General features: G+C 62.6%; 23 protein-coding genes, 1 tRNA gene and 1 pseudogene. 10 read left to right on the top strand and 15 right to left on the bottom strand.

From position 1 onward, the window contains the following. The first annotated feature begins 54 nt into the window (after positions 1–54). Positions 55–1,767, top strand: coding sequence for a GTPBP1 family GTP-binding protein (locus tag MXF70_RS14480; RefSeq protein WP_248516414.1), 1,713 nt, complete (start codon positions 55–57; stop codon positions 1,765–1,767). 108 nt (positions 1,768–1,875) lie between these two features. After that, on the top strand, positions 1,876–2,772 hold the full coding sequence (locus tag MXF70_RS14475; protein WP_248516413.1) for a DUF8054 domain-containing protein: 897 nt from the start codon (positions 1,876–1,878) through the stop codon (positions 2,770–2,772). A 68-nt stretch (positions 2,773–2,840) separates the two neighbouring features. Here the strand turns inward: MXF70_RS14475 and MXF70_RS14470 are convergent, their stop codons facing one another. The 6 genes from MXF70_RS14470 to MXF70_RS14445 all read right to left on the bottom strand — a co-directional run bounded on the left by MXF70_RS14470 (position 2,841) and on the right by MXF70_RS14445 (position 10,241). Then, entirely contained in the window at positions 2,841–3,377 is a 537-nt protein-coding gene (locus MXF70_RS14470) for a DUF7974 family protein (RefSeq protein ID WP_248516412.1), read from the bottom strand. A gap of 107 nt (positions 3,378–3,484) precedes the next feature. Beyond that, positions 3,485–4,879 carry an ABC transporter ATP-binding protein gene (locus MXF70_RS14465; protein ID WP_248516411.1) on the bottom strand — a complete coding sequence of 465 codons (1,395 nt, stop codon included), beginning with the start codon at positions 4,877–4,879 and terminating at the stop codon, positions 3,485–3,487. Further along, entirely contained in the window at positions 4,872–6,242 is a 1,371-nt protein-coding gene (locus MXF70_RS14460; protein ID WP_248516368.1) for an ABC transporter ATP-binding protein, read from the bottom strand. Before MXF70_RS14460 ends, MXF70_RS14465 begins: the two co-directional genes overlap by 8 nt. Beyond that, positions 6,243–7,280, bottom strand: coding sequence for an ABC transporter permease (locus MXF70_RS14455; protein WP_248516367.1), 1,038 nt, complete (start codon positions 7,278–7,280; stop codon positions 6,243–6,245). Between the two features lie 3 nt (positions 7,281–7,283). Further along, positions 7,284–8,240 (bottom strand): ABC transporter permease, encoded by a 957-nt coding sequence (locus MXF70_RS14450; protein ID WP_248516366.1) that lies wholly within the window; start codon positions 8,238–8,240, stop codon positions 7,284–7,286. A 54-nt stretch (positions 8,241–8,294) separates the two neighbouring features. Continuing rightward, positions 8,295–10,241 carry an ABC transporter substrate-binding protein gene (locus tag MXF70_RS14445; RefSeq protein ID WP_248516365.1) on the bottom strand — a complete coding sequence of 649 codons (1,947 nt, stop codon included), beginning with the start codon at positions 10,239–10,241 and terminating at the stop codon, positions 8,295–8,297. Positions 10,242–10,718: 477 nt separating this feature from the next. Here MXF70_RS14445 and MXF70_RS14440 point away from each other — a divergent pair, with 477 nt between their 5' ends. Both MXF70_RS14440 and MXF70_RS14435 read left to right on the top strand, forming a co-directional pair. Beyond that, positions 10,719–11,297, top strand: a complete 579-nt coding sequence (locus MXF70_RS14440) for a magnesium transporter (protein ID WP_248516364.1) — start codon at positions 10,719–10,721, stop codon at positions 11,295–11,297. Between the two features lie 56 nt (positions 11,298–11,353). Next, on the top strand, positions 11,354–11,869 hold the full coding sequence (locus MXF70_RS14435; protein ID WP_248518411.1) for a magnesium transporter: 516 nt from the start codon (positions 11,354–11,356) through the stop codon (positions 11,867–11,869). 60 nt (positions 11,870–11,929) lie between these two features. Here the strand turns inward: MXF70_RS14435 and MXF70_RS14430 are convergent, their stop codons facing one another. The 5 genes from MXF70_RS14430 to MXF70_RS14410 form a co-directional block, all read right to left on the bottom strand. Continuing rightward, positions 11,930–13,141: a potassium channel family protein gene (locus tag MXF70_RS14430; RefSeq protein WP_248516363.1), complete on the bottom strand. Its 1,212-nt coding sequence runs from the start codon at positions 13,139–13,141 to the stop codon at positions 11,930–11,932. A gap of 172 nt (positions 13,142–13,313) precedes the next feature. Next, positions 13,314–13,814: a double winged helix-containing putative transcriptional regulator gene (locus MXF70_RS14425; protein WP_248516362.1), complete on the bottom strand. Its 501-nt coding sequence runs from the start codon at positions 13,812–13,814 to the stop codon at positions 13,314–13,316. 27 nt (positions 13,815–13,841) lie between these two features. After that, a complete protein-coding gene (gene mch / locus MXF70_RS14420; protein ID WP_248516361.1) occupies positions 13,842–14,774 on the bottom strand; it encodes a methenyltetrahydromethanopterin cyclohydrolase in 933 nt (310 codons plus the stop codon). 180 nt (positions 14,775–14,954) lie between these two features. Continuing rightward, complete coding sequence (locus tag MXF70_RS14415; protein WP_248516360.1) at positions 14,955–15,905, bottom strand: TIGR03560 family F420-dependent LLM class oxidoreductase; 951 nt, start codon at positions 15,903–15,905, stop codon at positions 14,955–14,957. 585 nt (positions 15,906–16,490) lie between these two features. Continuing rightward, positions 16,491–16,805 carry an MTH1187 family thiamine-binding protein gene (locus tag MXF70_RS14410; protein WP_248516359.1) on the bottom strand — a complete coding sequence of 105 codons (315 nt, stop codon included), beginning with the start codon at positions 16,803–16,805 and terminating at the stop codon, positions 16,491–16,493. A 182-nt stretch (positions 16,806–16,987) separates the two neighbouring features. Here MXF70_RS14410 and sod point away from each other — a divergent pair, with 182 nt between their 5' ends. Both sod and MXF70_RS14400 read left to right on the top strand, forming a co-directional pair. Further along, positions 16,988–17,599 (top strand): superoxide dismutase [Mn], encoded by a 612-nt coding sequence (sod, locus tag MXF70_RS14405; RefSeq protein WP_248516358.1) that lies wholly within the window; start codon positions 16,988–16,990, stop codon positions 17,597–17,599. A 215-nt stretch (positions 17,600–17,814) separates the two neighbouring features. Further along, the gene (locus tag MXF70_RS14400) at positions 17,815–18,108 is read left to right on the top strand and encodes a DUF5827 family protein (protein WP_248516357.1); all 294 of its coding nucleotides are present in this window, start codon (positions 17,815–17,817) and stop codon (positions 18,106–18,108) included. A 157-nt stretch (positions 18,109–18,265) separates the two neighbouring features. On the opposite strand, the gene MXF70_RS14395 is transcribed toward MXF70_RS14400, so the two are convergent. After that, a complete protein-coding gene (locus MXF70_RS14395; RefSeq protein ID WP_248516356.1) occupies positions 18,266–18,844 on the bottom strand; it encodes an MBL fold metallo-hydrolase in 579 nt (192 codons plus the stop codon). A 202-nt stretch (positions 18,845–19,046) separates the two neighbouring features. On the opposite strand from MXF70_RS14395, the gene MXF70_RS14390 reads away from it, so the two are divergent. From MXF70_RS14390 to MXF70_RS14380, 3 genes are all read left to right on the top strand, one after another. Further along, positions 19,047–20,282, top strand: a complete 1,236-nt coding sequence (locus MXF70_RS14390; protein WP_248516355.1) for a helix-turn-helix transcriptional regulator — start codon at positions 19,047–19,049, stop codon at positions 20,280–20,282. Positions 20,283–20,363: 81 nt separating this feature from the next. Then, positions 20,364–20,438: transfer RNA gene (locus tag MXF70_RS14385), tRNA-Glu, on the top strand. A 207-nt stretch (positions 20,439–20,645) separates the two neighbouring features. After that, positions 20,646–21,773 (top strand): tyrosine-type recombinase/integrase, encoded by a 1,128-nt coding sequence (locus MXF70_RS14380; RefSeq protein WP_248516354.1) that lies wholly within the window; start codon positions 20,646–20,648, stop codon positions 21,771–21,773. A 57-nt stretch (positions 21,774–21,830) separates the two neighbouring features. On the opposite strand, the gene MXF70_RS14375 is transcribed toward MXF70_RS14380, so the two are convergent. The 3 genes from MXF70_RS14375 to MXF70_RS14365 all read right to left on the bottom strand — a co-directional run bounded on the left by MXF70_RS14375 (position 21,831) and on the right by MXF70_RS14365 (position 25,991). Beyond that, the gene (locus MXF70_RS14375) at positions 21,831–23,150 is read right to left on the bottom strand and encodes a tyrosine-type recombinase/integrase (protein ID WP_248516353.1); all 1,320 of its coding nucleotides are present in this window, start codon (positions 23,148–23,150) and stop codon (positions 21,831–21,833) included. A gap of 343 nt (positions 23,151–23,493) precedes the next feature. Next, on the bottom strand, positions 23,494–24,234 hold the full coding sequence (locus tag MXF70_RS14370) for a beta clamp domain-containing protein (RefSeq protein WP_248516352.1): 741 nt from the start codon (positions 24,232–24,234) through the stop codon (positions 23,494–23,496). Then, positions 24,228–25,991 carry a transposase gene (locus MXF70_RS14365; RefSeq protein WP_248516351.1) on the bottom strand — a complete coding sequence of 588 codons (1,764 nt, stop codon included), beginning with the start codon at positions 25,989–25,991 and terminating at the stop codon, positions 24,228–24,230. The genes MXF70_RS14370 and MXF70_RS14365 overlap by 7 nt, the downstream gene beginning before the upstream one ends. A 341-nt stretch (positions 25,992–26,332) precedes the next feature. Here MXF70_RS14365 and MXF70_RS14360 point away from each other — a divergent pair. Continuing rightward, positions 26,333–26,623: pseudogene (locus MXF70_RS14360) on the top strand (DUF8110 family protein). The last annotated feature ends 120 nt before the right edge of the window (positions 26,624–26,743 follow it).

Here is a 26,743-nt window from a genome sequence, read left to right as displayed (position 1 = left end):
GTGTCACACACTGACCGGGGGAGTTTTGTCGTCACGATCCCAACGAAGAGTTACATGAGCCCGCAGCGGGCCGCGCTCGAGCAGGCGCTCGATCGTGGCGAGCGCGAAGGGGGCAGCGTGGAGTTCAAGGAGCGTCTCTCGAAAGACACCCATCTCTCCGAGGGACGCAGAGAGAGCCTGGCGGCCCAGCTCCGTCATCGCGTGCTCTCCGGCGACGGCGAGGCGACCTACGTCCTCGGCGTCACCGACGACGGCGGCATCGCTGGCGTCGCTCCCGACGTCTTCTCCGAGACGATGGACGTCCTCAGCCTGCTCGCCGATGAGGCAGAGTGCCACATCGACGAAGTACAGACGTGGGGCGTGCCGGCGGAGGAAGCGTCGCCCGACGTCGACGGATCGATGGACGCAGCGGAGGTCCCGGATCCCCGTCGCGGTCACGTCGGCACTGGCGACGCCGCGGACGAGGACCGCGGACTCGTCGGTCTCGCGACGGTCCGCGAGGGCGCGATTCTGGAGACCGACGACGAGCACATCGTCGTCGGGACGGCCGGCCACGTCGATCACGGCAAGTCCACGCTCGTCGGAACGATCCTGACCGGACAGGCTGACGACGGCGAGGGCGGCACCCGCTCCTATCTCGACGTCCAGCCCCACGAGGTCGAACGTGGTCTCTCCGCGGACCTCTCCTATGGCGTCTACGGCTTCGACGACGACGGTCCGGTGCGGATGGACAACCCCGACAGGAAGACCGATCGCGCCCGGATCGTCGAGGAGGCGGACCGACTCGTCTCCTTCGTGGACACCGTCGGTCACGAGCCCTGGCTCCGGACGACGATCCGTGGACTCGTCGGCCAGAAACTCGACTACGGGCTGCTGACCGTCGCTGCCGACGACGGCCCGACAAGGACCACGCGTGAGCATCTCGGCGTCCTGCTGGCGACCGATCTCCCGACGATCGTCGCGATCACCAAGACCGACCTCGTCGACGACGAGCAACTCGCCGAGGTCGAGCGCGAGATCGAGCGCCTGCTCCGGGACGCCGACCGAACGCCACTGCTCGTCAGCAGGCACGGCGTCGAGGCAGCTATCGAGGAGATCGACGAGACCGTCGTCCCGATCGTCGGCACCAGCGCGGTCACGATGGAGGGCGTCACCGTCCTCGACGAGCTGTTCGAGCATCTCCCCAAGACTGGCGGCGAGACGCCGGAGGATCCCTTCCGGATGTACGTCGACCGGACCTACGCCGTGACCGGCGTCGGAGCCGTCGCCTCCGGGACGATCACCTCCGGCACCGTCGAGAGTGGCGACGAGCTGTTGCTCGGACCGATGCCGGACGGCTCCTTCCGGGAGGTCGAGGCTCGTTCGATCGAGATGCACTACCATCGCGTCGATCGCGCACGGGCCGGACGGATCGTCGGCATCGCGCTGAAAGGCGTCGAGGAGCGGGAGATCGATCGCGGGATGGCGCTCCTCCCCCGCGACGCAGCGCCGATCCCGACTCGCGAGTTCGAAGCGGAGGTGATGGTGCTCAACCATCCGACCAGGATCGACGCCGGCTACGAGCCCGTCGTCCATCTCGAGACCGTCAGCGAGGCGGCGGCGATCTATCCCGAGGACGGCCCGCTGCTGCCCGGGGACACCGGTCGGGCTCGCCTACGATTCAAGTTCCAGCCCTACCTCCTTCAGGAGGGCCAGCGATTCGTGTTCCGCGAAGGACGGAGCAAGGGCGTGGGCACCGTTACGGACGTAGCCCCCGATTCGGAGTAACGCGCTGTATTCCCTCCCCATCGGCGCGAGCGCTGCTCAGAGGTACCCAGGGGCTGCGAAAACCGGAACCCGCGGGCATTTTTTGGTGCTGGATCCCCAGCTACCGGTATGTCCACCGAGTCGTCGCTGCTCCAGGGGATCAGACGCCCGGAGTACACGGGAGCGAACCGCTGTCTTCCGTGTACGGCAGTCAACGTCCTGATCGCGATCGTGGTAAGTTTGCTCGTCGCCGTCGTCGTTCTTCCGCTCGCCCCGGTCGTCTTCGGCGTCTCGTTGCTGTCGATCTACTACCGTGGCTACCTCGTTCCTGGCACGCCGGAACTCACGAAACGCTACCTGCCGGACCGGCTGCTCGCATATTTCGATCACGGCGACGAGCGGGTGCAAGCCGCCGATCCCGCGGCGAACGAGGAGTGGGAGACGCTGGAGAAACTCGAGTACGAGCGGGAACACGCCGTCGATCCCGAGACGTTCCTGCGCGACGCCGGTGCGATCCGTGCAGAAACGGACGTGGACGATACAGCTGCTGATCTGAGGACAACCGACGAGTTCGAATCCGCCCTCCTCGATCGCGCAGACCAGCTCGCAGCGGACGGCGTCACGGCGGCCGATCTCACCGAGATGTTCGAGACTGGCCCCGACTCGATCACGTTCAAGGATCGTGACTACCCTGCAGTCCAGATCGATTCGCGCGTCCGACCGTGGCCGTCCGATGCGGCGCTCCATGTGGACGTGGCCGCCAACGACGTGCTGGCCGAGCGGACGGACGGCTGGTACGACGTCCCCCTCGAGCAACGTCTGGATATCCTCGCAGCCCTCCGATCGTTCCACGAGCGCTGTCCAGTCTGCGATGGCGTCGTATCCTTCGACGAGGCCGTCGTCGACTCCTGTTGCCGGAGCTACGAGGTCGTCACGTTCGCGTGTGAGGACTGCGGCACTCGCCTCGTCGAACTTCCATCCGACGCAGCCCAGGGCGACCTGCTGGCGGACGCCGAGCGAGCCTGACTCGGAGGCGCTGCACGCGTCTAGCGTGCTGGACGAACTGTTCCCTCACTGGGACGACTTCTGGCCGGTTACTCAGTGATCGTCACGACGGTCTCGTCGGCGACGCTGTCGGTCGCATCCTCGACGTTGAGTCCCGCACGGATCGTGTACTCGCCCGGCTCGGCGCGTTCCCAGTCGCGTGGCCCGACGCGAAAGGACTGCTCCCAGGTTCGAGTGAACCGTTTGCGCTCGCCACGCCCGAACCGGAACCCGTGTTTTTGCTCGGGGGCGTGGTTGGTCGCAACCTCCGAGGCCTCGTTCAGGCCGTCGATCGACCACGTCCAGGCGATTCGTGACGCTGTGGGGATGGTTACCGGGAACGGGAACCGGTTCCGCAACGTGATCGCGAACGTGACCGGGTCGCCCTGGGAGTACTCTTCGCGCTGTGTGCTGACGTCGACGGCGATCGCTCGATAGCGGAGCCAGTAGGGGATGAGATGTCGGCTCAACAGATCGCCGTCGATCGATCGCATCGCCTGTGGCTCCACGTCGACGTCGCGCTCGTTCGGCACGAACGAATCGTCGTCGTCCCGCTGTATCGCCGACGATTCGTAGATTCGACGCATGCGAAGCCATTGACGATGGGCGGGCTAAAGGGTTCGGCCCGAAACTGAACGTGAAACGGAGGAACGGAAAACGGACGAACGCCACCAGCGTCCGCTCGATTGGCGTTCTAGTCGTCGGCAGCGGCGCTCGCGTCGCTACTGTCCCAGGACGGCTGCTCGGCGTCGACAGTGTCGTCGTACCTGAGACACGCGACCTGGTGCGTGCCACCGACTGCGATCTGCTGGGGATCCGTCGTCTCGCAGGGCGATTCGAACGGCTCGGAGAGCGCGTCGGTGGCACCCTCGAAGTCGGTCTCGTGGAGCCGCCCGACCGCGTCCCCGAAGGTCGACTCCGCCCGACTGTCCGAAATCGTCCGGGGGAGATCGAACTCCTCGCGGACGAGTTCGTCGAGCTTCGATTGTGAGACGTTCTCGGGTTCGAGCACCGCCGCCTCCCCGTCGTTGGACTCCGCTTGCTCGACTGCCGTCACCGACTCGAGGGAGTCGGCGCCACGGAGCCGGAGCTTGAAGTCCATGAGCGACCGCCAGACGTTCTGATCGAGGTCCATCTCCTCGGGCTGAATCACACGCGGACAGCGCGTGTGGAACCGGCAGCCAGACGGCGGGTTGATCGGGGATGGAACGGTCCCGGGAAGCAGGATCCGATCGCCCTCCCAGTTGGGATCGGGCTCCGGGATCGCCGAGAGCAACGCTTCGGCGTAGGGGTGATACGGCGGTTCGAACACTTCCCTGGTCGTTCCGACCTCCGCGAACTCGCCGAGATACATCACCGCGATTCGATCGGCGATGTGCTCGACGACGCTGAGGTCGTGAGCGATGAAGATGTAGGAGAGTCCGTACTCCTCCTGGAGATCCTCGAGCAGGTTGAGGATCTGTGCCTGCACGCTCACGTCCAGTGCGCTGACGGGCTCGTCACAGACGATGATCTCCGGGTCGACGGCGAGCGCACGGGCGATGCCGATGCGCTGGCGCTGCCCACCGGAGAACTCGTGGGGATAGCGGTGCGCGTGGCCTGGGTTCAGCCCGACAGTGTCGAGCAGTTCGCCGATCCGCTCCGTCCGGTTCTGCCCGGACGCGATGCCGTGAATGTCCAGTGGCTCGCCGATGATGTCGCCGACGGTGAGCCGTGGGTTCAGGCTCGAGAACGGATCCTGGAAGATGTACTGGAGGTCCGTCCGGAGCTCGCGGAGCCGTCTGCTCGAGACGTCCGTCAGGTCGATCTCCTCGCGGCCGGCTCCGTCGGGGGAGCGCTGCCGGTAGTAGACCGATCCCTCGGTTGGTTCGAGCAGTCGGAGCAGCGTCCGGCCGAGCGTCGTCTTCCCACAGCCACTCTCGCCGACCACGCCGAGCGTTTCGCCCTCGTACAGATCGAGGTCGATGCCGTCGACGGCTTTGACCATGTTCGTCCGCCCGAGGATGTCGTCGATGAACCCCTCGCTCGTGTCGAAGTATTTGGTGAGGCCGTTCGCACTGAGGATCGGCTCACCGCTCCGATCAGCCATCGACGTCACCTCCATTTGGTTGCACACTCGACGGATCTGGCCCGTCGCCGGGCTCACCGGCGACCTGGACCTCGTAGTCGAGGCCCTCCTCGAGATCGCCGGTGTACTCCAGACAGGCAGCACCCCGTCTGGACGATTCCGTCGCGACTTCACCCGTCTCCGGATCGACGAGTGCGGGCTCTTTCTCGGCGCAGCTCTCTTCCGCGTACGGACAGCGTGGATGGAAGCTACAGCCCGGCGGTAGTTCGACGAGATCGGGCATCGTGCCCGGAATCGTCATGAGTCGGTCGCGGTCGTCGCCGACGCGCGGGATCGAACTCATCAGCCCGACGGTGTAGGGGTGTTTCGGGTCGTAGTAGAGCTCCTCGACGGGTGCTTTCTCCACGGGTTTGCCGGCGTACATCACCATCACTCGATCACAGACCTCCGCGATGACGCCGAGGTCGTGGGTAACGAGCTGGATCGCGACGTCGAACTCGTCGGCGAGCTCCTCGAGCTGTTCGAGGATCTGCGCCTCGATCGTCACGTCCAGGGCAGTCGTCGGTTCGTCGGCGATCAACAAGTCGGGATCGCAGGACAACGCCATGGCGATCACGGCCCGTTGTTGCATCCCGCCGGAGAACTCGTGTGGGTAGTCGGAGTATCGCGTCTCCGCCTCCGGAATGCCGACCTCGTCGAGGAGCTGGATCGTCCGCTCCTTGGCCTCCTCGTCGGAGTAATCGAGGTGGTGGCGCATCGGCTCGGCGATCTGTTCGCCGACCGTGTAGACGGGGTTCAGCGCAGTCTGTGCGTCCTGGAAGATCATCGCGATGTCGTTCCCACGCAGCGACCGCACCGCTGCCTCGGGTGCACGCAGTAGTTCCAGATACTGCTCGCTCCCGTCGTGAACGATGAAGTCGTCATCCTCGATGATGCCGAGATCGGCGGCGTGCCCGCGGTTTACGACGTCTTGCATGTCGAAGGCACCTGCCGGCAGCTCGGTCGGTGCGACGTCGAAGTGGCGGTCGTTTCCGGTCAGATCGGATCCGTCGCAGCCCTGCTGTTCGAGTCGGCGTGCGATCTCGTCGAGGTCGTGCTCGGCGCGGAGCGTCTGGACGTCGACGGTCTTGTTCGGATACTGATCTTCGAGCCGCCTCGTCGTCTCTGCGTCGGAGAACCGGATCGATCCGCTGACGATCCGTCCGGGGTCGTCGATCAGTCGCATCAGGGAGAGCGCGGTGACGCTCTTCCCCGCTCCGCTCTCGCCGACGACGCCGAACTTCTCGCCCGGTTCGATGTGGTAGGAGAGGTCGTCGACCGCAGTGACGGTTCCTCCCTGGGTGTAGAACTCGACGGAGAGTCCTTCGACTTCGATCAGGGACATTTACCCACCACCCTGTCGGACGTTGCCGACCTCCTGTGCGTCGAGTGCGTCGTTGACCCCGTCGCCGATCATGTTCATGGACATCACGAACAGGAAGATGGCTCCACCGGGGTAGACGGTAGCCCACCAGGGAATCGATCCGCCGGGGCCCTGAATGAGCGTCTGGCGCGTCGAGTCGAGCATGGTACCCCACTCGGCGGTGCCCGGCGGCATCCCGAGCCCCAGGAATCCGAGTGCGGCCACGCCAATGACGACAGTCCCGATCGAGAGCGACGCCTGAACGATCAGCGGCGCCATCGCGTTCGGAACGATGTGTCTGAAGATCACCGAGAAGTCACCGGCCCCGAGTGCTTTCGCGGCAGTGACGTACTCCTGTTGTTTGACCTGCAGGATCTCTCCCCGGATGATACGCGCATAGCCCGCCCAACCGAACAGCGAGAAGGCGAGGATCAGCTCCCAGTACCCTTTGCCGAGCATCGTGACGATGACCAGCGCGAGCACCAGGCCAGGGAACGCGAAGATGGTGTCGACGATCCGCATGAGAATCTCGTCGACCCAGCCACCGTAGTAGCCTGCGATTGCACCGTAGACCATTCCGAAACTCGCCGTGAGTCCGACGACGATGAAGCCGATCGAAATGCTGTATCGGCCACCGATGAGGACGCGAGAGAACAGGTCACGGCCGTTCTGGTCGGTTCCCATCGGGTGGTCGGGCGTGGGTGCGCTGTAGATTCCAACGTCCGACGACGGATCGAGATAGAGGATCGTCTCGGGGTCGTACGGCGCCAGCGAGAACGGCTGGACGGTGAACCCCTCGATCGAAATCGGTCGGGCAAAGATCGCCGCCAGCGACATCAGGACGACGATCAGCACCCCGAACATCGCCGAGTAGTTGTGGACGAACCGCACGCCCGCTCGCTTCCAGCGACTCATCGTCTCTGTGCTACTGTCGTCACTCCAGTCCGAGAGGGACTCCCGCTCGGTCACGCGATCGGGATCGAACCCCGAAATCTGGATTCGGCCTCGTTCTGTTGCCATAGTTTAGTCGTATCTGATTCGCGGATCGAGCACCGCGTAGACGATGTCGGCGACCAGGTTCATGATGATGATCGCAGCCCCGATGAACAGCGTGATCGCCATGATCACGTTCACTTCACGCGCCGTCGCGGCCTGGATGAACTCGCGACCGAGTCCCGGCCAGCTGAACACCGTTTCGACGACGACGGATCCCGCGAGAATGTTCGCGGTGAGGAACGCCGCTACAGTCGTGACCGAGATCAGCGAGTTCCGTAGAACGTGTTTGAGGATCACCGTTCGTTCGGGGAGCCCTTTCGCCCGGGCCGCCGTAACGTAGTCCTTGTTCATCTCCTCGGCCATCGACGACCGCATGATCCGCATCAGCGTCGCTGCGGACGCGCTCCCGATGGTCAGACCGGGAAGGACGAGATACCACAACATCTCCGGATCTGTCAGTGGAACTCGTGGCGGTAGCACCGGCCACCAGCCGAGCTGTAGGGCACCGACCAGGATCAGCATGAGGCCGAGCCAGAAGTTCGGGACGGAGATGCCAAACAGGGCGATAAACCGGCTGACGGTGTCGCCGAGCTGGTCCTTTTTCACCGCCGCGTAGATTCCGGTCGGAATTGCGATGACGAGTCCGAACACCCAGCCGAACAGACCGAGCGCGATCGTCGGCGGCAGCCGATCGATGATCAGATCTGACACCGGCCGTCCGGTCTGGATGACCTCACCGAAGTCGCCAGTCGCTGCGTCGGAGATCCAGAGCCAGTACTGTTTCCAGACTGGTTCGTCGAACCCGTGTTTCGCGCGCAGCGTGGCTTCCCGGGTCGGCGACATGTCGGGATCCAACCCAACCATGATGTCGATCGGATCACCCGGCGTGAGGTAGACGAGCCCGAACGTGATGACCGAGACGCCCCAGAGGATGGGGATCGTCAGCAGTAGTCGCTTCAGTACGAACCGTCGAAGGCCGCTCATGGGACGAGATTTCCTGACATAGTCATCCGTTGAAACGAATGGCGACCGACGCGCTTACCTGTCGACGTAGACGATCTGCTCGTCGGCGGGGGAGTACATCGCGTAGGGGACGACGGACTGGGAGCTGGGATACGTGTTGTATCCGAACACCTCTCCCTGGCGGACGACGCCCACCGTCGTGCTGTGCGTGCCGTAGGAGTTGGCGTTGAGCTCGAGGATCATTTTCCAGATCTCGTCGTAGCGCTCCTGACGAGTCTGTCTGTCCTCCACCGCCTCGACTCCGTATCGAGCTTCCTGCAGGGCGGCGTTCAGGTCCTCGTCGTTGATGTTCATGAAGTTACAGCACTGTCGGTAGTTGTCGGGATGGTGGATGGCCTTGGCGTAGCCGTGGGGGCCGAATCCACTGGAGAGCCCGATGAACGACAGGACGCCCTCCTCTGCGTAATCCGCGGAGTAGAACTCCTGCGCCCACGTCGGGATGTCCGGGTACGTCTCCATGTTGGCAGAGAAGTAATCGCTCTGGTTGAGCGACTCGACGATCAGCTCGACCAGACGGACGCGGTCGTCGCTGTTGGAGTTCGTCTCGATCGTGACGTCGATCGGCGTCTCCCAGCCGTTCTCGTCGATCGCTTCCTGCACGAGCGAGTCGGACTCGTCGCGTGCGTACGTGTTGTAACTCTTCAGGTCGTCGACGAGCTGATCGTAATCGGACGTCCCAGACTGGGACGCGATCGGCGGCATCGGCACCCACGCAGGATCCTCCCAGCCGGAGAAGATCTGGTTCGCGATCTGCTCCCGTGGGATGAGGTGGTTGATCGCTCGGCGGACGCGGGCATCCGTGAACGGCTCGACGTTGACGGGGAACTGCAGGAAGTTGAACCCTGCACCGCTCGTTGCTGCCGTTCGGTAGTCCTCGGAGCTCTGGTAATCGTTGAGCGTCGAGGCGGTGAGCCCGTACGCCATGTCGAGCTCGTCGTTCTGCAGTGCGGCAGACCGCGTTGCAGGATCGGGGATGATGCTGATGTCGACTTCGTCGACGACTGGTCCGTTGGGGAACTCGCTCGGCCCATCGTACCAGTCCTTCTTGCTGGTATCGAACCAGTAGTTCTCGTTCTTGGAGAGCGTGACGTACTGGGCGTCCTCATAGTCCTCGAAGGTGAACGGGCCAGTACCGAGCGGCGTGTTGCCCTGACGGGGGTCGTTCTGTTCGGGGGGAAGATCGGTGACAGCGGTCGGGTACACTTCCCAGCCACCGAGGTTACGGATGGCCTGTGCGTCGGGAAGCTGCGCGTACAGGTGGACCGTGTAGTCGCCGTCGGCCTGGATGTCGAGCAGCGAGTCGTAGAGCTGCCCCGAGTTGAGCGACCCCTGGAGGCGTTCGTAGGAAGCGACGACGTTGTCCGCGGTCATCTCTTCGCCGTCGTGGAACTCGACCCCCTCGTGGAGGTCGAACCGATAGTGCATCCCGTAGGTACCGTCGTCGACGGCGTCGGGCGCCTCGTTGACAGTGAGGAACTGCCCCTCGGAGGACGTCGGATCGTTGTCGGGGTGGCGGAGGACGATCTGATCGTCGACCTGGGGAACACCGTCCTGGTACTCCGCAGTGATCATGTAGTCCTCGTAGTCGGCGGCCTCGACCTCCTGTACGTCGACCTGTTCGTAGGAGGACGCGAGCCAGGAGTTGATCTCACCGGAGGCGTTCGTGGTTATCATCCCCTCGTAGATGAGATTGTGTACGTTCGACGCCGCTGCCGAGCTACTGTACGGAACGTCGAAGGAGTCGACGGGCTCCGCGATCGCAGTGCGGAACGTGCCACCCTCGACGATGTCTTCGGGATCGACAGTTACTCTGTTCTGGACCGGGTCGATTCCATTATCACCACTTCCGCCGTCGCCGCCACCGAAACAGCCCGCAATGCTGGCGGCTCCCAGAGCACCGAGCCCCTGGAGGATACGTCGTCGGTTAGTGAGTTGGCTCACGCGATTGGCATTCTGCGCCATACCCGAGTGTTGGTCAAACGGTGCATAAATGCAATGGTTATTCATTGGTTTATGTCCAGTGAAATATAGGTCTACTGTGCGGATGATTACCATTGTTTGAGGTCCCAAACGCGACGTACGTTGTATAATGTTGTAGCTTATTGTGTACTACGGGACACACGTTCTGGTGGAGCGTACTTGCCGTTCGACGGTAGTAGAGAGTTACTACTGTCGATAATACTTCTCACCCGTCTCCGTACTACGTATAAGATATCATATGGGTATGAAACCGAAACGGGTGTTCGAACTCCATCTAGCGCGTGAAAACCGCCGATTCGACGTAGCCACGCCACGGCATCTTACAGTCGTCCAACTGCGCCCGCTTCGGCGAGATCCGGGATGCCGAGCGGTGACGAGCGGCCACCTCCGGTCTTCCATTGCTCGGCCAGTCGGTGGCGGTACACCTGGTTTTACTGTGGGCCCTCGCGTGGGCCCTGTATGGACGCTCGCGGGTCCGCTCGTACGATCTACCGCGAGTCGCTTCCAATCCTCCTCGTGAGTCTCTGCGGCGGGATCTTTGCAGGGGTCGTGCTCGGCACACCTGCGATGCGGAACGGACTGGAAACCTATCCGGGTCTCCTGCTCGCACTCCCGGCGTTTCTCGCCACCCGCGGTAACGTCTATGGCGCGCTCGGGGCCCGTATCGCGAGCGGACTCCACCAGGGCCTACTCGACCCACACATTGCGTGGGATCGACGGCTCGTGAACGCCGTCGTCGCGGCCGTCCTCAACGGCGTCGGCATATCGGCGTTCGTGGCAGTCGCCTCCTGGAGCATTCTCGCCGTCCAGCCCGGCCGATCGCCCGCGTCCCTGTTCGCTCTTCTGGGCATCTTGCTGCTCGCGAGCGTCCTCACTGCTTGCGTGATGGTCGTTGGGCTCCTTTCGGTCGTGTTCGCGGGCTATCGTCGCGGGGCCGACCCGGACAATCTGATCGGCCCGGTCGTGACGACGCTCGGTGACGTGTTCGGCGTCGTGTTTCTCGCGATCGCCGTCGCGCTCGTAGGGGTGATCGCGTGAGCGACGCGCCCGCGACGCGCGTGGATGCCTGGTCGATCGAATCCATCGTCCGCACGATGGCGCCACTCCTGCTGGTGCTCAGCCTGCTGGAGATGGGCTCAGGCATCGTCCTCGAGTCGTTCGAGGAGACGTATCTGGCGAACCCGACGCTGCTCGTGCTCGTCCCGGTGATGATCGGCATGGGTGGCAACCTCGGTGCGATCGTCGCCGCGCGGCTCTCGACTCAGCTCCACCTCGGGACGCTATCCTTCGATCCCCGGACGCCGGCACTGCGAGCCAGCATCCTCGCGGTCCTCGGGCTCGCTGTGACGGTGTTCTCCGTCCTCGGGGTCGTCGTCTACGCGATCGGGCACGCGATGGGGTCCCCGATGGCACTCGCAACGCTCATGACGATCTCACTCGTGTCGGGTCTCTCCCTCGCAGTGGTCGCGATCGTCCTCGGCGTCCTCGTAACGTACGTCTCCTATCGCCGCGGCTACGATCCCGACGACGTGACGATTCCCGTCGTCACGAACGCCTGTGACATTCTTGGCGTCGTGATCTTTTCGGCGGTGGTGCTCGTGGTGCTGTGAGATCGAGTTCGTTGCGACGCGCCGCTCGTGGTAAGTAGTTCCCCGTATATTATCAACCGCTCATTCCGCAGCCGCGAGCGACCGAACGCTGTCGGTCGCGGTCCGCGTGCCTTTCGCGATGAGAACGTCCTCGGCAGCGATCGTTTCGTCGGCGTGGCCGAGGAGCACCCAGCCCACCTCCGGGCGGCGGATCGCGATGACGGTGGTCCCCGGCCCGTCCGTGGGGACGCCCTCCTGGAGATCGACGCCAACGAGATCGCTGCCCGGCGTGACCTGGATTCTGCTGAGAACCTCGTCGCTCTCTCGGACCGCGAGCTCCACGACGGGATGAACGTCGATGTCGCGGAGCACGCCCTCGCTGATCTCCAATGCGGCGTCGCTGATCGTCTCCGTCGCGATACCCAGCCTGATGAGACCGCGGAGCGCGACCGGATCGTCGGCGTCGGCGGCCGCACCGAGCGTCCAGGCTTCGAACCGAGACTGGAGTGCGTCCACCTCGACCTCGAGATTCCGAACCTCCTCGGCGAGTGCGGTGTCGTCGAACAGCACCGAGCCGTACGCGAGGTCCACGGCCAGCTCCGAGAGGTTCTTCATGTGAACGATCGAGTCGACCGCCCGGTCCAGGTCGTCGATCGCCGGCTCCGGGTCGAGAATGGGCTGGTACGCCTCGCCGGAGAGCCGTTCGTAGACGTCGCCGATCGCGTGCTCGGGCCCGCGAATCAGCGTGACGTCGCCGGCTACGAGTTCGTTCTCCGGGCCGGGGTTGAGGAGCCACTCCTCGCCACGCCGAATGCCGATCACTCTGACGCCGGTCTCGGATTCGAGATCGAGCTCGCCGAGCGTCTGCCCGACGACGTCGGCGTTGCTGGCGATCGTCGCCCGCTCCAGCGGCTCGAACGCTTCGGGGAGTGCCGCACGCATCGCCTCGGGAAGTCCCATGTCTTCGAGCACGACCTTGGCCACGTCGCCGGCCGCGTCGCTGATCTTCTCCGCACCGCCCACGACTCCGAGCACCGGCGCGAGCATCTCCGTGTCGTCGGGGTTCCGCGCCGCCATCATGACGCTCATGCGCGCCCGCAGTTCGAGGACGTCCATTCGCTCCTCGAGGCGGAGCACCTCCTCGGCGATCGCGTCGCTTCGATGGAGCACCGCGGAGTACGCCAGATCGATCAACAGCTCCGAGGTGTCTTTCATCTCGACGAGGACGTCCTTGACGCTCACCGGCTCGTACTCGACGCGAACCGAGCGTGGGTCCTCGCCCTCAGTCGGCATAGTTCGACGGTCTCGGGCTGGTAGCAAAAGGGTTGCCACGGAATGGCGTGGATGCGGGGAGGCAGTGGATGCGGATAGCTGTTGAGGCGGGCCGGCGGTGCGATGTGGGCGTGCGTGAAAGGAGGAGCCGTCCTCGTGGATCAGGTGCGCGGACGTACTGTTCCTGCGAGAATCAGGCGTGGACGTAGCTGTCCTCGCGGTGCTCGGCGAGTCCCAGGATCGTCGCCCAAACCAGACGGCGTTCGGCACGGTCGCGCCACACTGCTCGCCAGGCGTCGCTCCGTCGGCGTTCCCACTCGGGCACGACCGGCTCGATGGCCTCGAAGGCGTCCTCGATCGTTACGGACTCTGGGTCGCCGCTCTCGAGAGCCTCACAGACCTCGGCAGCACCGAGGATCCGCTCTCGAAAGCGACTCTGCAGGGACTCGGGATCGAGGTCACCACGAACGCGAGCGTATCCGCTGTCCGTTTGCTCGGCGAGCCCGAGCGCGTGGAGGAAAGCGATCCACCCGTTCGCGTCGTCGCGGGAATCGATCCAGTCAATGCGCTCGACCAGCCGCGCGCAGCAGTCGTCTTCCGTGCGTGGCACCAGCGGCAGCGCGTCGCGAACGCTCGCGAGAGCGTCGAGACCGAGATCGTCCGGCGGTGCGGGTGGGACCGTCTTGTAGCGCATGCGCGTCGAATCTGGGTTCGGTCGATTTCAGAGCCCGAAGCTCTCCGCGACGAGCTCCTCGTCGCGCTCTCCGAGTGCGTAGGTCGGGCCCTCCAGCACGTCGATCGTTACCTGTGCGGGCGCGAACACGTCCTCGGGGAGGTCGTAGAAGTCCCAGTCGGCAGCGTCGAAGATGTCGTAGAACGGCTCGCCGTACTCCTCGCCCGCGCTCGACGGAATCTCGTCGAATCGGTCGAAGTCGTCCTCGACGACGAGGTGGACCTGGCCGCCGTAGGCGAGTGCGTCGTTGGTCCGCGCGAGCGCGGTCTCCTCGTCGCCAGCCACGGGCGCGACAGGCGCAACGCCGCTGGCGGAGACGATCTTCGTCGGATCGTAGCCAAGCTCGGCGAGGCGGAACGCGGCGAGCTCGGGTGCACGGGCGGCGACGGTCACGCTCCCGGCGAGACTCGCTGTCGGGTAGGTCGGCAGGAACACCGAACCCGCTTCCACGTTGGAGCGCTCAGCCACGTGCTCGGCGACGTCCGCGGTCGGCAGCGCCTCGCTCTCCAGCGCGAGGACGGCGAACTCGGACACGTCGGTGTAGCCCAGCCGGTCGAAGATCGTCTCCTCGGCGACGAGCGCGCGGGCCGGGCCGCTGCCCAGCGCCTCGTACTCGTCGACGGAGACTTCCCAACCGGTCTTCTGTGCGCCAAGGAGCGCGAGTCCGGGCTGATCGGTCGTCAACTCGACGTGGCTGATCGGCGTGCCGTCGAGTTCCTCGATGCGAGACTGTACGGTCGCGAGCCCGGCGGACTGGATCTCCGCGAGCAACATTCCCGCCTCCAGTCCGCCCGTGAACTCCACGCCGAAATCCAGTACCGTCGCGCCGTTGGCGAGCTCGCGTGCCCCGACGTCGAGTTCCTCCGCGAACTCGAGGGCCTCGTCGACGAGCTCGAGGGCCGTCCGATTGAGACTCTCCATACCGGGGGCTGGGTCGGTGACCAGATAAAGGGTTCCGAAGCCATTCCCTGCAGGTCTCGATCCACGTCGCCAGCACGCGCCAGGGAGTTCCGCCTCGTGGACTTCTCCATCGTCGTACGGGCCGCCGAACTGTACCGAATCGATGACTTCTGCCCGCACTGCGCCCTGACCGAACAACTCTCAGAACTGGGGCGCGACCTCGTCGATAAACCGAACCGTCGTCTGGCGCTCGTTTTTCGGCACCTGAATCTGGAAGTTCTCGATCCCCAGATCGCGGTAGGTGTCGATGCCCTCGGCGACCTCCGCCGGCGTCCCGACGAGCCCGCGGAACTCGTCACGATCGGCGGGGCCGGCCTCGGTGTCAGCCTGCAGCTCCTCGTAGGCCTCGTGGGCTGCGTCCGTGGAGTCGCGGATGACGGTCGTGATCGTCGCCGTTTTCGTGATCTCGTCGTAGTCGCGGCCGGCGTTGTCGCAGTGATCGCGGAGCACGCCTAGTTTGTGCTCGTAGGTTTCGGGATCGGCGCCGGGAATGTTCCACATGTCGGCGTACTCCGCGGTCACGCGTAGGGTCAGCTGCTCGCCACCGCCACCGACGAGAATCGGCACGTCGTCGGGTTTGGGCTCGAGAATCAGATCGTCGAGGTCGTGGTACTGCCCATCGTAGTTCACCGGTGATTCCTGGTCCCACGCAGTCTGGCAGAGCTCGATGACGTCGCGGAGCTCGCGAATCCGCTTGGCCGGCTCCTCGAACGGCACGTCGATAGCGTCGTACTCGTCCTCGTACCAGCCAGCGCCGATCCCGAGGATCGCGCGGCCCTCCGAGAGCTGATCGAGCGAGGCGACGACCTTCGCGAGGTAGGCTGGGTTGCGGTAGTGGATGCAGGTGACGAGCGCGCTCAGATCGATCTCGTCGGTCGCGGTCGCGAGGGCGGACAGTCCCGCATAGCATTCGAGGAAGTCCTCGTCGTAATCCCCGTGCCACTGGAGCTGCCAGAAGTGGTCCATCAGCGAGAACCACTCGAACCCTGCCTCCTCCACGAGCTGTGCGCGATCGACGAGTGAATCGACGAGTGCGCGGTCGTCTGGGTCGTCGACGTACTCGAACGACGCGTTGTGGTACCCAAAGTCCATGTTCGGGTCTGGTCCGCCCAGCGACGTGAGTGTTGTTGCTGCGGTGATCCTACGTGTTTGATTAGACTACTAGGTGTATCATTTCTAGGCGGGGCGAATGGTACAGCAGACAGCCACGGAAGCCCCCTCTCGCTCGACCGTCCGCGACTCGCTGCGCGCTTCGCTCACTACGTTCGCTGCAGTGCTTACGTCGCCGGGGCCGGATCGAGCGGTCGGCCCCTTCCGAATTCCTACCCGATTACTTGCTCAACCGTGCTACGCTCGGTGGGTGCTGTGGCGCGCGTTTCGCGGGTGCGCCAGCAGCCGCGCAGCGTGCGAGGGACGACCGAGCCTACGCGAGGGAGGAGGTTGGGGAGGACGAGGTTGCGGTAGCTATGGATGGGCATCGAAAGGGGCCGGGCTCTCGGCTGTCCCAGGGTGACGTAAGCACCGCAGCCCGAAGGGCGAGGAGCGCAACGAGCCCCGGGTCATCGAGCGTCCGGGGGCTTTCGGATGCCTCCGATCCTTAAATTCCACCACATCCAATTTGCAATACCAAGTAGTCGTGTGTAGCAAATCACTGACTCCGAACCGTACTTGCAGTCGCTATTCGCTCCCGCTTCGAGCGTCCCGTCCCAGGTGCTCCTCGACGTGCTCAACTTTCTCCGCAGCGGATTTCGAACTCGTCCGCTTGTCGTCGATTTTCAGGAAGGTACTGACCCGATCCGCATCGACCGCGCGGTGCGCCGCCTCCACGGCGTCGAACAGCTCCCCGACGTCCTCGGTTTCGATGACGGTGCCCATCGGCGTGGTCTCGTACTCGACGTCGAACTCCTCGAGCGCGTCGACGGCGTCGGCGACGTCTTCGGCCATGCTCCCTTCACGCACCGGTGCGACCGAGAGGAATGCTACGACTGTCATGGTAACCCCGTCGCGTGTCACCGACTTGTAGCTCCCGTCGCGGAGGACGATAGACGCCGAGATCGACTCCCGGATCGCCGACCCTACTGTGATAGGCAGATCCTTCGACGGCGGCGCTCCGTCGGGGGCATCTAAACCTTTAACACCACTCCGAAAGACGTTGGATTTGGAGGAACATTTCCATGCCCGAACAATCGAATCCCGAACTGCCGCCGCTCCCCTACGACTACGACGCGCTCGAGCCGCACATCTCCGAACAGGTCGTCACGTGGCATCACGACACCCACCATCAGGGCTACGTGAACGGTCTCGACAGCGCGGAGGAGACACTCGCCGAGAACCGCTCCAACGGTGACTTCGGCAGCTCCGCGAGCGCGATCCGCAACGTCACCCACAACGGCTGTGGCCACTATCTCCACACGCTGTTCTGGGAGAACATGGACCCCAACGGCGGCGGCGAGCCCGAGGGCGATCTCCGCGAGCGCATCGAGGAGGACTTCGGCTCCGTCGACGCCTGGAAGGGCGAGTTCGAGGCCGCAGCCTCTGGCGCAGGCGGCTGGGCGCTCCTCGTCTACGACCCCGTTGCGAAGCAGCTGCGCAACCTCGTCGTCGACAAGCACGACCAGGGCGCGCTCTGGGGCGCGCATCCCATTCTCGCACTGGACGTCTGGGAGCACTCCTACTACCACGACTACGGCCCCGCCCGCGGCGACTTCGTCGACAACTTCTTCGAGGTCGTCGACTGGGACAACGTCGCGAGCCAGTACGACGACGCCGTCTCGCTCTTCGAGTAGACGATCCGTCCCACGCGGGAGGAACGTCGTGGGTCGGTGCTCGATCCCACACTCGTATTTCACTTCGTGATCGTCGCAACGGAGCGAGAGCGCCGCCTACCTTCTTCTACTCCCACAGATACGTTTGCTTCACGAGCCCAGGTTGATGACATCGAACTCGGCGAGGGTACCGATCGATCGGTCGCTTTACCGGGACCCCCTGCGTAGATGCTGCTATGCCGGAACCCAAGGCGGAGTTCGACGGGCTCTACCCCTGCGATTTCTACGAGCCCGAGGAGCTCCTCGACGCCGAGCAGTGTTACACCGTCTACGAAATCGCGCGGCTGCTCCAGGATCTCGATCCCGACGCTTCGATCGAGCCCGAAACCGAAGCGGTCCTCCTGGACTGGGCGATCCCGTGGATCATGACCAACGCGGAAGCGCTCGTCGTCGCGGATCCCCGTAGCGACGACGAGCCGGGGTACTACGGGCTCCGGCGGCCCGAGGATCTCCCGGATGGAAGCGAGTGAGCGGCGCTGCTTCCAAATTCAGTGTAGCGGTCTCCGACATTCTGTTGCAGCGATCCACTGAGGACTGACAGTCCGTCTCTCTCCCTTCCGTCGTAGCGTAGCTACTGCAGTCCGATACAGTACGTACTCCGCTACAGTGCTACAGCAGCTGTTTTTTTTATCGCGCGCGAGCCGACCGAGCGGCGAGCTCGACGTGGTGGAAGGCGTCTTCGGTGACGCTCGGGCCGTGTCCGGTGTGGAGCTCCCGCAGATCCTCGTCGATCACGTCAAGCACTCGCTGGATCGACGCGAGCAGCGTTTCGCGATCCGCGCCCGGGAGATCGGTCCGTCCGTAGCCGCCGTTCTGGAAGACGAGATCGCCAGCGAACAGCACGCCGGTGGTATCCGCGTACAGACAGCAGTGATCGGGCGCGTGCCCGGGCGTGAACAGCACCTCGTACTCGTGGTCGCCCAGCTGGACGACGTCGCCATCGGCGAGTTCGTGATCGATCGCCTCGTGGTCGGCGTCGAATCCGTACATTGGGGCGTCGTAGGCCGATCGCAACGACTCGACGTTGCCGACGTGGTCGGGATGCGCGTGCGTGAGCACGATCGCGTCGAGGTCGCCGCCGCGGTCCTCGAGCCGGGAGACGACGTCGAAGCCGGCACCGGCGTCGACGAGCACCCGCCGCTCGCCCTCGACGAGAAAGACGTTGCTCGTAAACGCCTCGATCTCAGCGGCGACGTTGACGATCACAGATCCCTTTCGACCCTCCTCCGCTTGTGTTTGCCGGTATTTGTACAGTTCCTCACGACGACCTGCTGGGATCGGCTGGCGTATCAGCGCAGGTGCCAGCGAGGCCGATGCTGAGTTGGTCGCCTCGGGATACCGAAGCGACGTCCCCGATACGGGCGTCGTCGCAAGGTCTATGAACAGGCCACATGACACTCTAGTCAGTATGGGTCGGCCCGAGTGGATCCTGGTAGCCGTGCTCCTCTCGTTCGGACTGCTCGGGTTCGGCGTCGCTGGCGCCGGGGCTTTGCAGACCGGCTCCCCAGCTGCAGACGGGCTGACAACCGGTGCGGAGACGTTCGCTACCGGCGACGGCGGATCGGGAGCGCCGGCGTCCACGATCGCTACCGCATCGGCCGGGGCCAGCGCGTCCGATCGGTTCTTCACGCCCCAGCAAGGGGAGTTCGAGCGATCGACCGTCCGCGTCCGCGTCGACGCAGATGCCGACGCGCGCTGGACGTTCCGCTACGAACGACCGATCGACTCCGACGACGAACGGTCGGCGTTCGAGACGTACGCCGAGCGGGTTCGCACTGAAGAGACCGATCTCTATCGCAACTTCCAGAATCGGTCAAGCGAACTGACGGCCGCCGCAAGCGCAGAGATCGGCAGGTCGATGGCTGCAACCAATGTCACGCGCGACGCGGGAATCGAACAGACGCCCACTCAGGAGGTGGGGTACGTCGAACTCTCCTTCGAGTGGACGAACTTCGGCCAACTCGACGGTGGAACCGTGACCGTCGGCGACGTGTTCGAAGGCGGGCTCTATCTCGGCGAGACGCAGTCACTGATCGTCGTCGCTGGTGATGGTCTACGCTTCGATTCGATCGATCCAGAGGGATCGCCCTCCGGCGATACGCTCTCCGAGAGCCACTCCGTGACCTGGACTGGCGAGCAGTCGTTCGCGGACCGTCATCCACGAGCCGTGTTCCAGATTCGGGGGAGCGGTGGCAGCGATTCCGGCGTGAGCATGCTCTGGCTCCTCGGCGGGGGACTGATCGGCCTCCTGCTGGTCTCGGTGATCGTCGTCGCCCGGTATCGCGGCATCCCAAGCACGACCTCGAGCGAGGGCGGCGCTGCAGCTGCGGCGGCCTCGGTGTCGACGACCGACGCACAGGACGGTGCCGAGACCGACACCACCGAGACCGAACCGGTGCCACCCCAGGAGCCGCTTTCCGACGATCGACGCGTCCTGCAGCTCCTCGAGGACGGCGGCGGTCGGATGAAACAGACCGCCATCGTCGAGGAGACGGAGTGGTCCAAATCCAAGGTTAGCATGCTGCTCTCCGAGATGGAAGCCGACGGCGAGATTCGGAAAATCCAGATCGGCCGCGAGAACATTATAGCGCTGGAGGGTCACGAACCCGAGGCAGCGACCTCGCCGTTCGACGATACCGAGTAGCTGGGAGCGCGTGCGTCACTCCCTGTCGCGGGCGGGTGGAAACGCAACTGTTTTACTGTGGTCTCGGCTACCGAAAAACGCGCTCCGGTGGTGTAGTCCGGCCAATCATATTGCCCTCTCACGGCAATGACCAGGGTTCGAATCCCTGCCGGAGCATTCTCGTCCTTGCGCCTTCACGCGGTTTCGGTCGTCGTGATCGACCATGACCGCACGACTTACCACGTACGCGACAGGATCGACCCCGACGCCCACTGGCGATTCGGTTGGAATTAACGGCAAACACATTAGCTTGGGTTTTCCCGACGCCGTCTTGCGATCGGGCAAAATCGACAGGCAACGACGAGGGTGGGGAGGTGACGCCGAATGACGGGGACAAATGGTGGCGATGATGGCCTGTTGGACGGGATTACGCTCGTTCCTGAACCAACCCACGAACGACTCAACGAGCACCAGCTAGTCGACTATCGAACCGAGCGAGAGCACTGTCTCAAATGGCTGCTCGCCTTCGGAAAGGATCCGAACCGCGCTGATGGCTACGCCCAAGGTACGGTCGAGACCCGGGCCTACCGGATGGACAAATTCTACCGTTGGGTGTGGAATGAACACAGCTACACGACGGATGTCACGACGACGCACGCCGACGCGTACCTGCGGCACCTGGCGCACTTGGACAAGTCAAACGCCCACAAGAACGCCTGCAGGAAGTCGCTGATGATGCTCTATTCGTGGCGCCATCACCAGCGCGGCGCCAACGCGTGGGAACCGGAGATCACGTTCTCGCAGCCTAACCAGAGCTCAATTCCCAGGGACTACCTGACCAATGCCGAACGCGGGAAGGTTCGGAATGCCGCGCTTGAAGACGGTACGGTTCCGTCCTTCGACAACGCGTACGGTGAGCGTCGCGATCGGTGGAAGGCGTATCTCGCGCAGCGGTTTGGGACGCCCAAATCGGAGTTGACGCGTGAGGATTGGGAACGGGCGAATAGCTGGAAAATCTCGACCCTGGTCTGGACGAGTCTCGACGGCGGCCTTCGCCCGATCGAAGTCGAGCGGGCGCGAACGTCTTGGGTCGATCTCGATAACGAGGTGTTGAGGATCCCGCGGGAGGATGCCGCGAAAAGTTCGACGGACTGGATCGTCAGCCTCCAATCCAAGACCGTTGAGATGCTCGAAAAGTGGCTCACTGAGCGTGCGACTATCGAGAAGTACGAGGACACGGACAAGCTCTGGCTGACTCGATTTGGCAATACGTATCAGTCGCAGTCGCTCCGACGGTTGCTCCATCGGCTGTGCGACGCCGCGGACATCGACACGGAGAACCGGAAGATGAGCTGGTACAGCATCCGTCACTCCACAGGGACGTACATGGTGACCGAAGAAGACCTGTCAGCAGCCCAAGCTCAGCTTCGCCACCGATCGCCTGAGACCACGATGAAATACTCACAGGCCCCACCGGAGAGCCGTCAGGACGCCCTGGACCGGATGGGGTAACGGCGTCGTAGCGGTACTGAGAGCCGCGATATCTGCGGTCGGTTTCGACTGCGATTGTCAGTCGTCATCCAGGAGTTGTTGTGTGACGTCGACTTTCGCGTCAGTGTTGTCCTGGATCATGGCGTCGACATGGATAGTCCCGTTATCGTTGCGCGTGATAGCGTCGTCCGGGCTCGTTTCCCCGGTCGCCGCGTCATTCTCGTCGGCGTACGGGTCGTAGGTCGGGTCGGCCGCCGCACGTGCGGCTTTGTCGTGTGACTCATTGATCCGATTCCGCAGCTTCGCGACGGGGGTTTCATCGTACTCCTTTGTGGACTCGAGGAGTTCGTGCCGAAGTTGATCGTTCGCTTCAGAGAGGTCTCCTTCCTGTGTGAGGTTGCGACCCATGGATTTTCGGAGGCTATACCACCGGATTTTCCGGGAATCGGCTTCGATTCCGGCTTCCTCACAGAGTTGCTTGATCAGGTAGCACAGATTCGCAGAGTCGTAGGTGTTCCCGTCGCGGTTGAGCCAGAGCTTGCTCGTGTCGTCGTACTTCTCGAGAAGCCGGCGTTCGCGCAGCCATCGACTCAACGCTTCGGCTGATCGGTCTGAGAGGGCGACGATTTCTTTCCCCCGCTGTTTGCACGCGTGCTCCGTCGGGATCCGCAGGGTTTGACGGCTAGAGTCATACCAGCTCGGTTCGGCGTTCTCGATCTCAATTGGAGCGAGCCCAGCGTCGTAGCTAACGGCGACGAGTGCGTGGGTTTTCGCGCTGTCGTCAGCGTGCAGCCAGTCGTTCTGGGTGACAGCGTCTTTCTTGATGCCGAGGCGCTGGGCGACGAGCGCGCTGATCCGACCGCGCTCCTCTTCTGAAGCGGAGTGGTATGATGGCATTGAGCTGTACGTCTCAGCAGTCTCAAGGAGCCGCCCGAGCTCCACGTAGTTGAATTTGTACGTCGTAGTCTGTTTCTCGTCTGAGAACGCGATCTCAGGCTTCCACTGGTAGTCCAGGTCTCCTTTGTTGTATCGCCACAGGAAGTATTTCTGGAGGGTGTCCGCGAGTTTTCGTTTCGATGATTCGCCGTACTCGTCGCCGTTTTGCTTCGTGATGTTGCCACTGTCGACCAAGTACAGGTAGACGTCAGCGTGGTCGTCGCGGATGTACGAGTCGTCTTCTGGATGAATGTAGTTGAGAATTTGCCTGTGGATCCGGTCTAGACGCTGAACGTAGTTTTCCGCTGTGGGTGCTCGGAGGGGTTCGCGTCGATTTGGATCTGCGCCTGCGGTCAGCATCCACTCGTAGAATTCGCTGTAGTGGCGTTGGACGGTGTCATGGTTGTCGACGGCATCGGTGAGTGCTGCGGTGATCTCTGGGGGGTGTTCAGGGGCTGTCATGAGCGAAGTGACATTCTTATTTATTATTTACTTATAAAGACTTGGCCGCAGCTGGTCTCCGTATTCTCCCTCCCCTCTGGATTTCGAGCAATCGCTCAACGCCGTCGGTGGGCGCGGTAGGACGGATAGTAATCCGATGAAGATGTCGAGACATAATTGCCGTGAGAGGGCAACCTCCGCCTCACGGGTTCTGACCGGTCGCCGGATCACGTCCAGGCCCTGAACCACCCGGAATCGGCCGTCTACACAGATCAAGTTGCTCGATACTTAAAAATCACCCAGGTAATTGCCTCAGCGGCAACTTCGATTGAGATGGGTGCGATTCTGCCGAACACGCCAATGGTCACGCGACCTGCTCAAGCCGATACCGTGCCAACCCCTCTCCGTCGGCGAAGGAGAACTGCGCGACGATCGGGCCTTTCTCCCCGAGCGCCATTCGAACCCTCGCTTCGTTCGGGATGGTGTCGTAAATCGAGGTGACGTTGTCCAGCGCGAGGACTGCCTCGACGCTTGGGATCTGTCCTCCTTCGGTTGTCTCTTGGTGGATTGTATACTCCAGCGAATCGTCGTCACCGTGAGCTGTGATCGATAGTATGTTCCCGTCTTGGCGATCTTCGATTGCGATTCGTGCTGTGAGGGGCTCGGCTAATCTGACTGGGACGTGCAGCGCGTCGCCAGGGAACCGGATCGCCACTGGCCGTTGCGGCGGGTGTCGCGCCGGGATTCCCGGGACGTACTTTGAGACGATAGGTGGGAACGAGTACGACACGTTATTCGCTCGGAGCGCTGCGCGGCCAGCATCATCGTCGAAGTCGAATTGGACGGTGTCGGTCCCGGCAGCGAGTCGTTGGAAGCGCTGGAAGTTTTCGAGGTTGATCGTGGCGTCGATTCTGTCTCCGTCGAGATCGAAGTCCTCGAACGCTGCCTTGCTGACCTCGACTCTGACCCAGCCTTCGCGGGTTTCGTTTGTTCCGCGGAACGTGATCCCATCATCGGTGATGGTGAGGTGGCACTCTTCATCAAATGTCGCCGCGGCGTCCACGGCGGTTGCGAGTCGCTCTGCGGGAAGCACTGCTGTCAGCATGGATCGGTCGGGTGCTTTCGTGTGAATGTGGTTTCGACGATGGCGTTGAGGACTTGGTAGAATTCGGCGTTGAGGGGATAGCCGAGCCCGGAGGTGGCGCGGTTGATCAGCGTGTGGATGTTGTAGAAGATTGTCGCGACGTTCAGGTAGAACAGCCGGAGTTTGGGTGAGGGACTCTCTGTGGTAGGTGCGAACCTATGTTTCAGCTGTCTGAAGTACGTCTCCGCACTCCACCTGTACGCATACTGGTAGTATATGCTCCGCAGGTCTGTATCCTCTTTTGGCAAATCTGTGATGAACGGCATGTGCGTCTTGTCGGAGTTACTCCGGTGTTTCTCTGGGCGGGGATGCGCGTAGAAGTCAACGTTTTTTCGGAGGTTCGCGAATTCGAGACTGGTGTCAGCGATCGGAGCTTCCCCCGAGATATTGTTGATCGCGTCCGCGACATCGCCGTTCTCTTGTCGCTTCGCTCGGATAACCCAGTGATTCCCCGCAAGCACTCGGAATGCTGATACCGCGTCACCAGCGAAGAATTCTCGATCGGCATGGATTCGCCCGATCTCACCTTCTTGGGCAGCCATCCGTAACAGCCGCCTGAAATGCTGGATCGTCGCTCCTTTCTCACGCACTAGGTCCAGACCAAGCGCGAATCGCGCATCTGTGTCGCATACCGTCACGGCTGCGAAGCACCAGCCCTTCCCCGACGCGCATTCTTTCGGATTGTTGATTAGTTCCATCCAGTCCTCCGCATCCCGGCCCCAGTCGATCCACGTCGTGTCAACCGCGTAATCGTACTCTTGGTCAAAGAATCCCAGATCCGACGCGCACCGAATGAACAACCGATTGACTTGCGTGAACATGTCTGTAATCTCATCGAACTCCAACTCCCTGACTAGCTCACTAACGTGCGCAGGTGTCGGTATCTCGTCTGAATCGAACCGCCACTTCCCGGTGTCGTACCCTGCTGTCGGGCTATTGCTTAACGCGCCTAACGCGATTGAGCCGAGCACTTGCTTGACTGTTTTTGAGCGATTCGGGCGGCGACCGAACGACAGTGGATCCAGGATCGCATCGAAGACGAACTCGATCCACTCCATCAACTCGTGATGGTACGTCGCTTCCAATGCGGGGTCGGTGATCGTCTCGTGAGCTTCCAGTTCGTACGCGGTTTTGACCTCAGCAGGCGGCTCAACTCCGTTGCGGTACGCGGCGAACACGGCGTGAATCGCTGCTTCCTGCACAGCCTGCCGGTACCCGGTGTCGGCCATCTCGCCTGCTTTCAACGCGAACGTGGATTGGTCCGGGGTAGACTCGAATCCGATGCGATCGGAGATTTCGGGATTGTTCTCAAGATGCCGCGTTAATCCTGGCCGGGAGTTCATGCACCACGCGTCGTGAAGTAGTAGGGCTTTGACGTACTGCGGATCGACTGGAAGTTTCGATAGTGGCGCGTCTACAACTGTGAGCGCTGGGTTGGCGAGATCGAGTATCGCCTTGTCGAATACTGTGGTTCGGTCGCCGCTGTACTGGATTTCCTGTCGATTCGTTTCGTGGAGTATTGCTTCGAGGGGGCGTCGGTGCTGATAGGTAGCTATGTCGTCGGGTGGGGATTCGATGGTGACATCACGGCCGTACGTCTCGTCGACGCCGTCCTCGTACTGTGCATGCCCTGTGTAGTTTCCGTCGCTGCCCGTGAGGGTGCTTGTGAACGAGTCGGTGTGTGATACGGGGTGTCCTGCTTTCTTTCCTGTTCCCATAGGTGAATTGGTCCTTTGCTTACTAATAAGACCTCGCCCCGAAAGTCAATATTATTCAAAGAATTCCACATATCTTTACCACTTCTCAAGACATATTCTCCTAACGATTATATAGGTGTAAATTCGCGTACGGCTATTCACCTGCCGAAGCTCCGCTTCTCGGGGCTTCGCTCATCAACTCTACCTGCCTCACTATCAAACCTGGAGTGATCAACCACTGCAGTTCCTAATATCGGGCGACAGACGCTCTTTACCGGCAGATTCAAAGAACGTGCTATATCATGGAAAACTGCTTTTCTACCCAGCCTGTACATACGCAGCCTCGAAACCCCGGCCCAACGATGGAAGAGCTCGCGGAGGACTACCCAGAAGCAACGGAGTACATCCAGCAAGCCGTCGAAGACCACGGCGAAGAATAGGTGCTGGAACACTACTACGAGAAGATCTACCCGCTCGGTCAACTCATGACGGTTCCGGAGAAAGAGGAGCTCCCCTTCTTCGACGAGGACAAGCACGACACGATGAGCGAGGAAGAGCGTGTCGAGATGTATGAAGCATGGGCGCAGTATCGGGAGAATCTCCGGAACGCCAGTACTGAGGACACGGAAAAACACGACGAAGGCCCGCGTTGAGTAGCTGATAGGTCTAGGTGGACGCGTTCGGGCCCTACCGAAGCGGCTCTCGATTCTGATCGCGCTTCCCAGCCTGGGTCTGGAATTTCTGGAAATCACCCGATTCCATTTATGGGAATC

Origin of the sequence: Salinarchaeum laminariae, assembly GCF_023204835.1 — an archaeon.
GTDB lineage: Archaea > Halobacteriota > Halobacteria > Halobacteriales > Salinarchaeaceae > Salinarchaeum > Salinarchaeum laminariae.
This window is presented reverse-complemented; position numbering and strand designations above follow the sequence as displayed.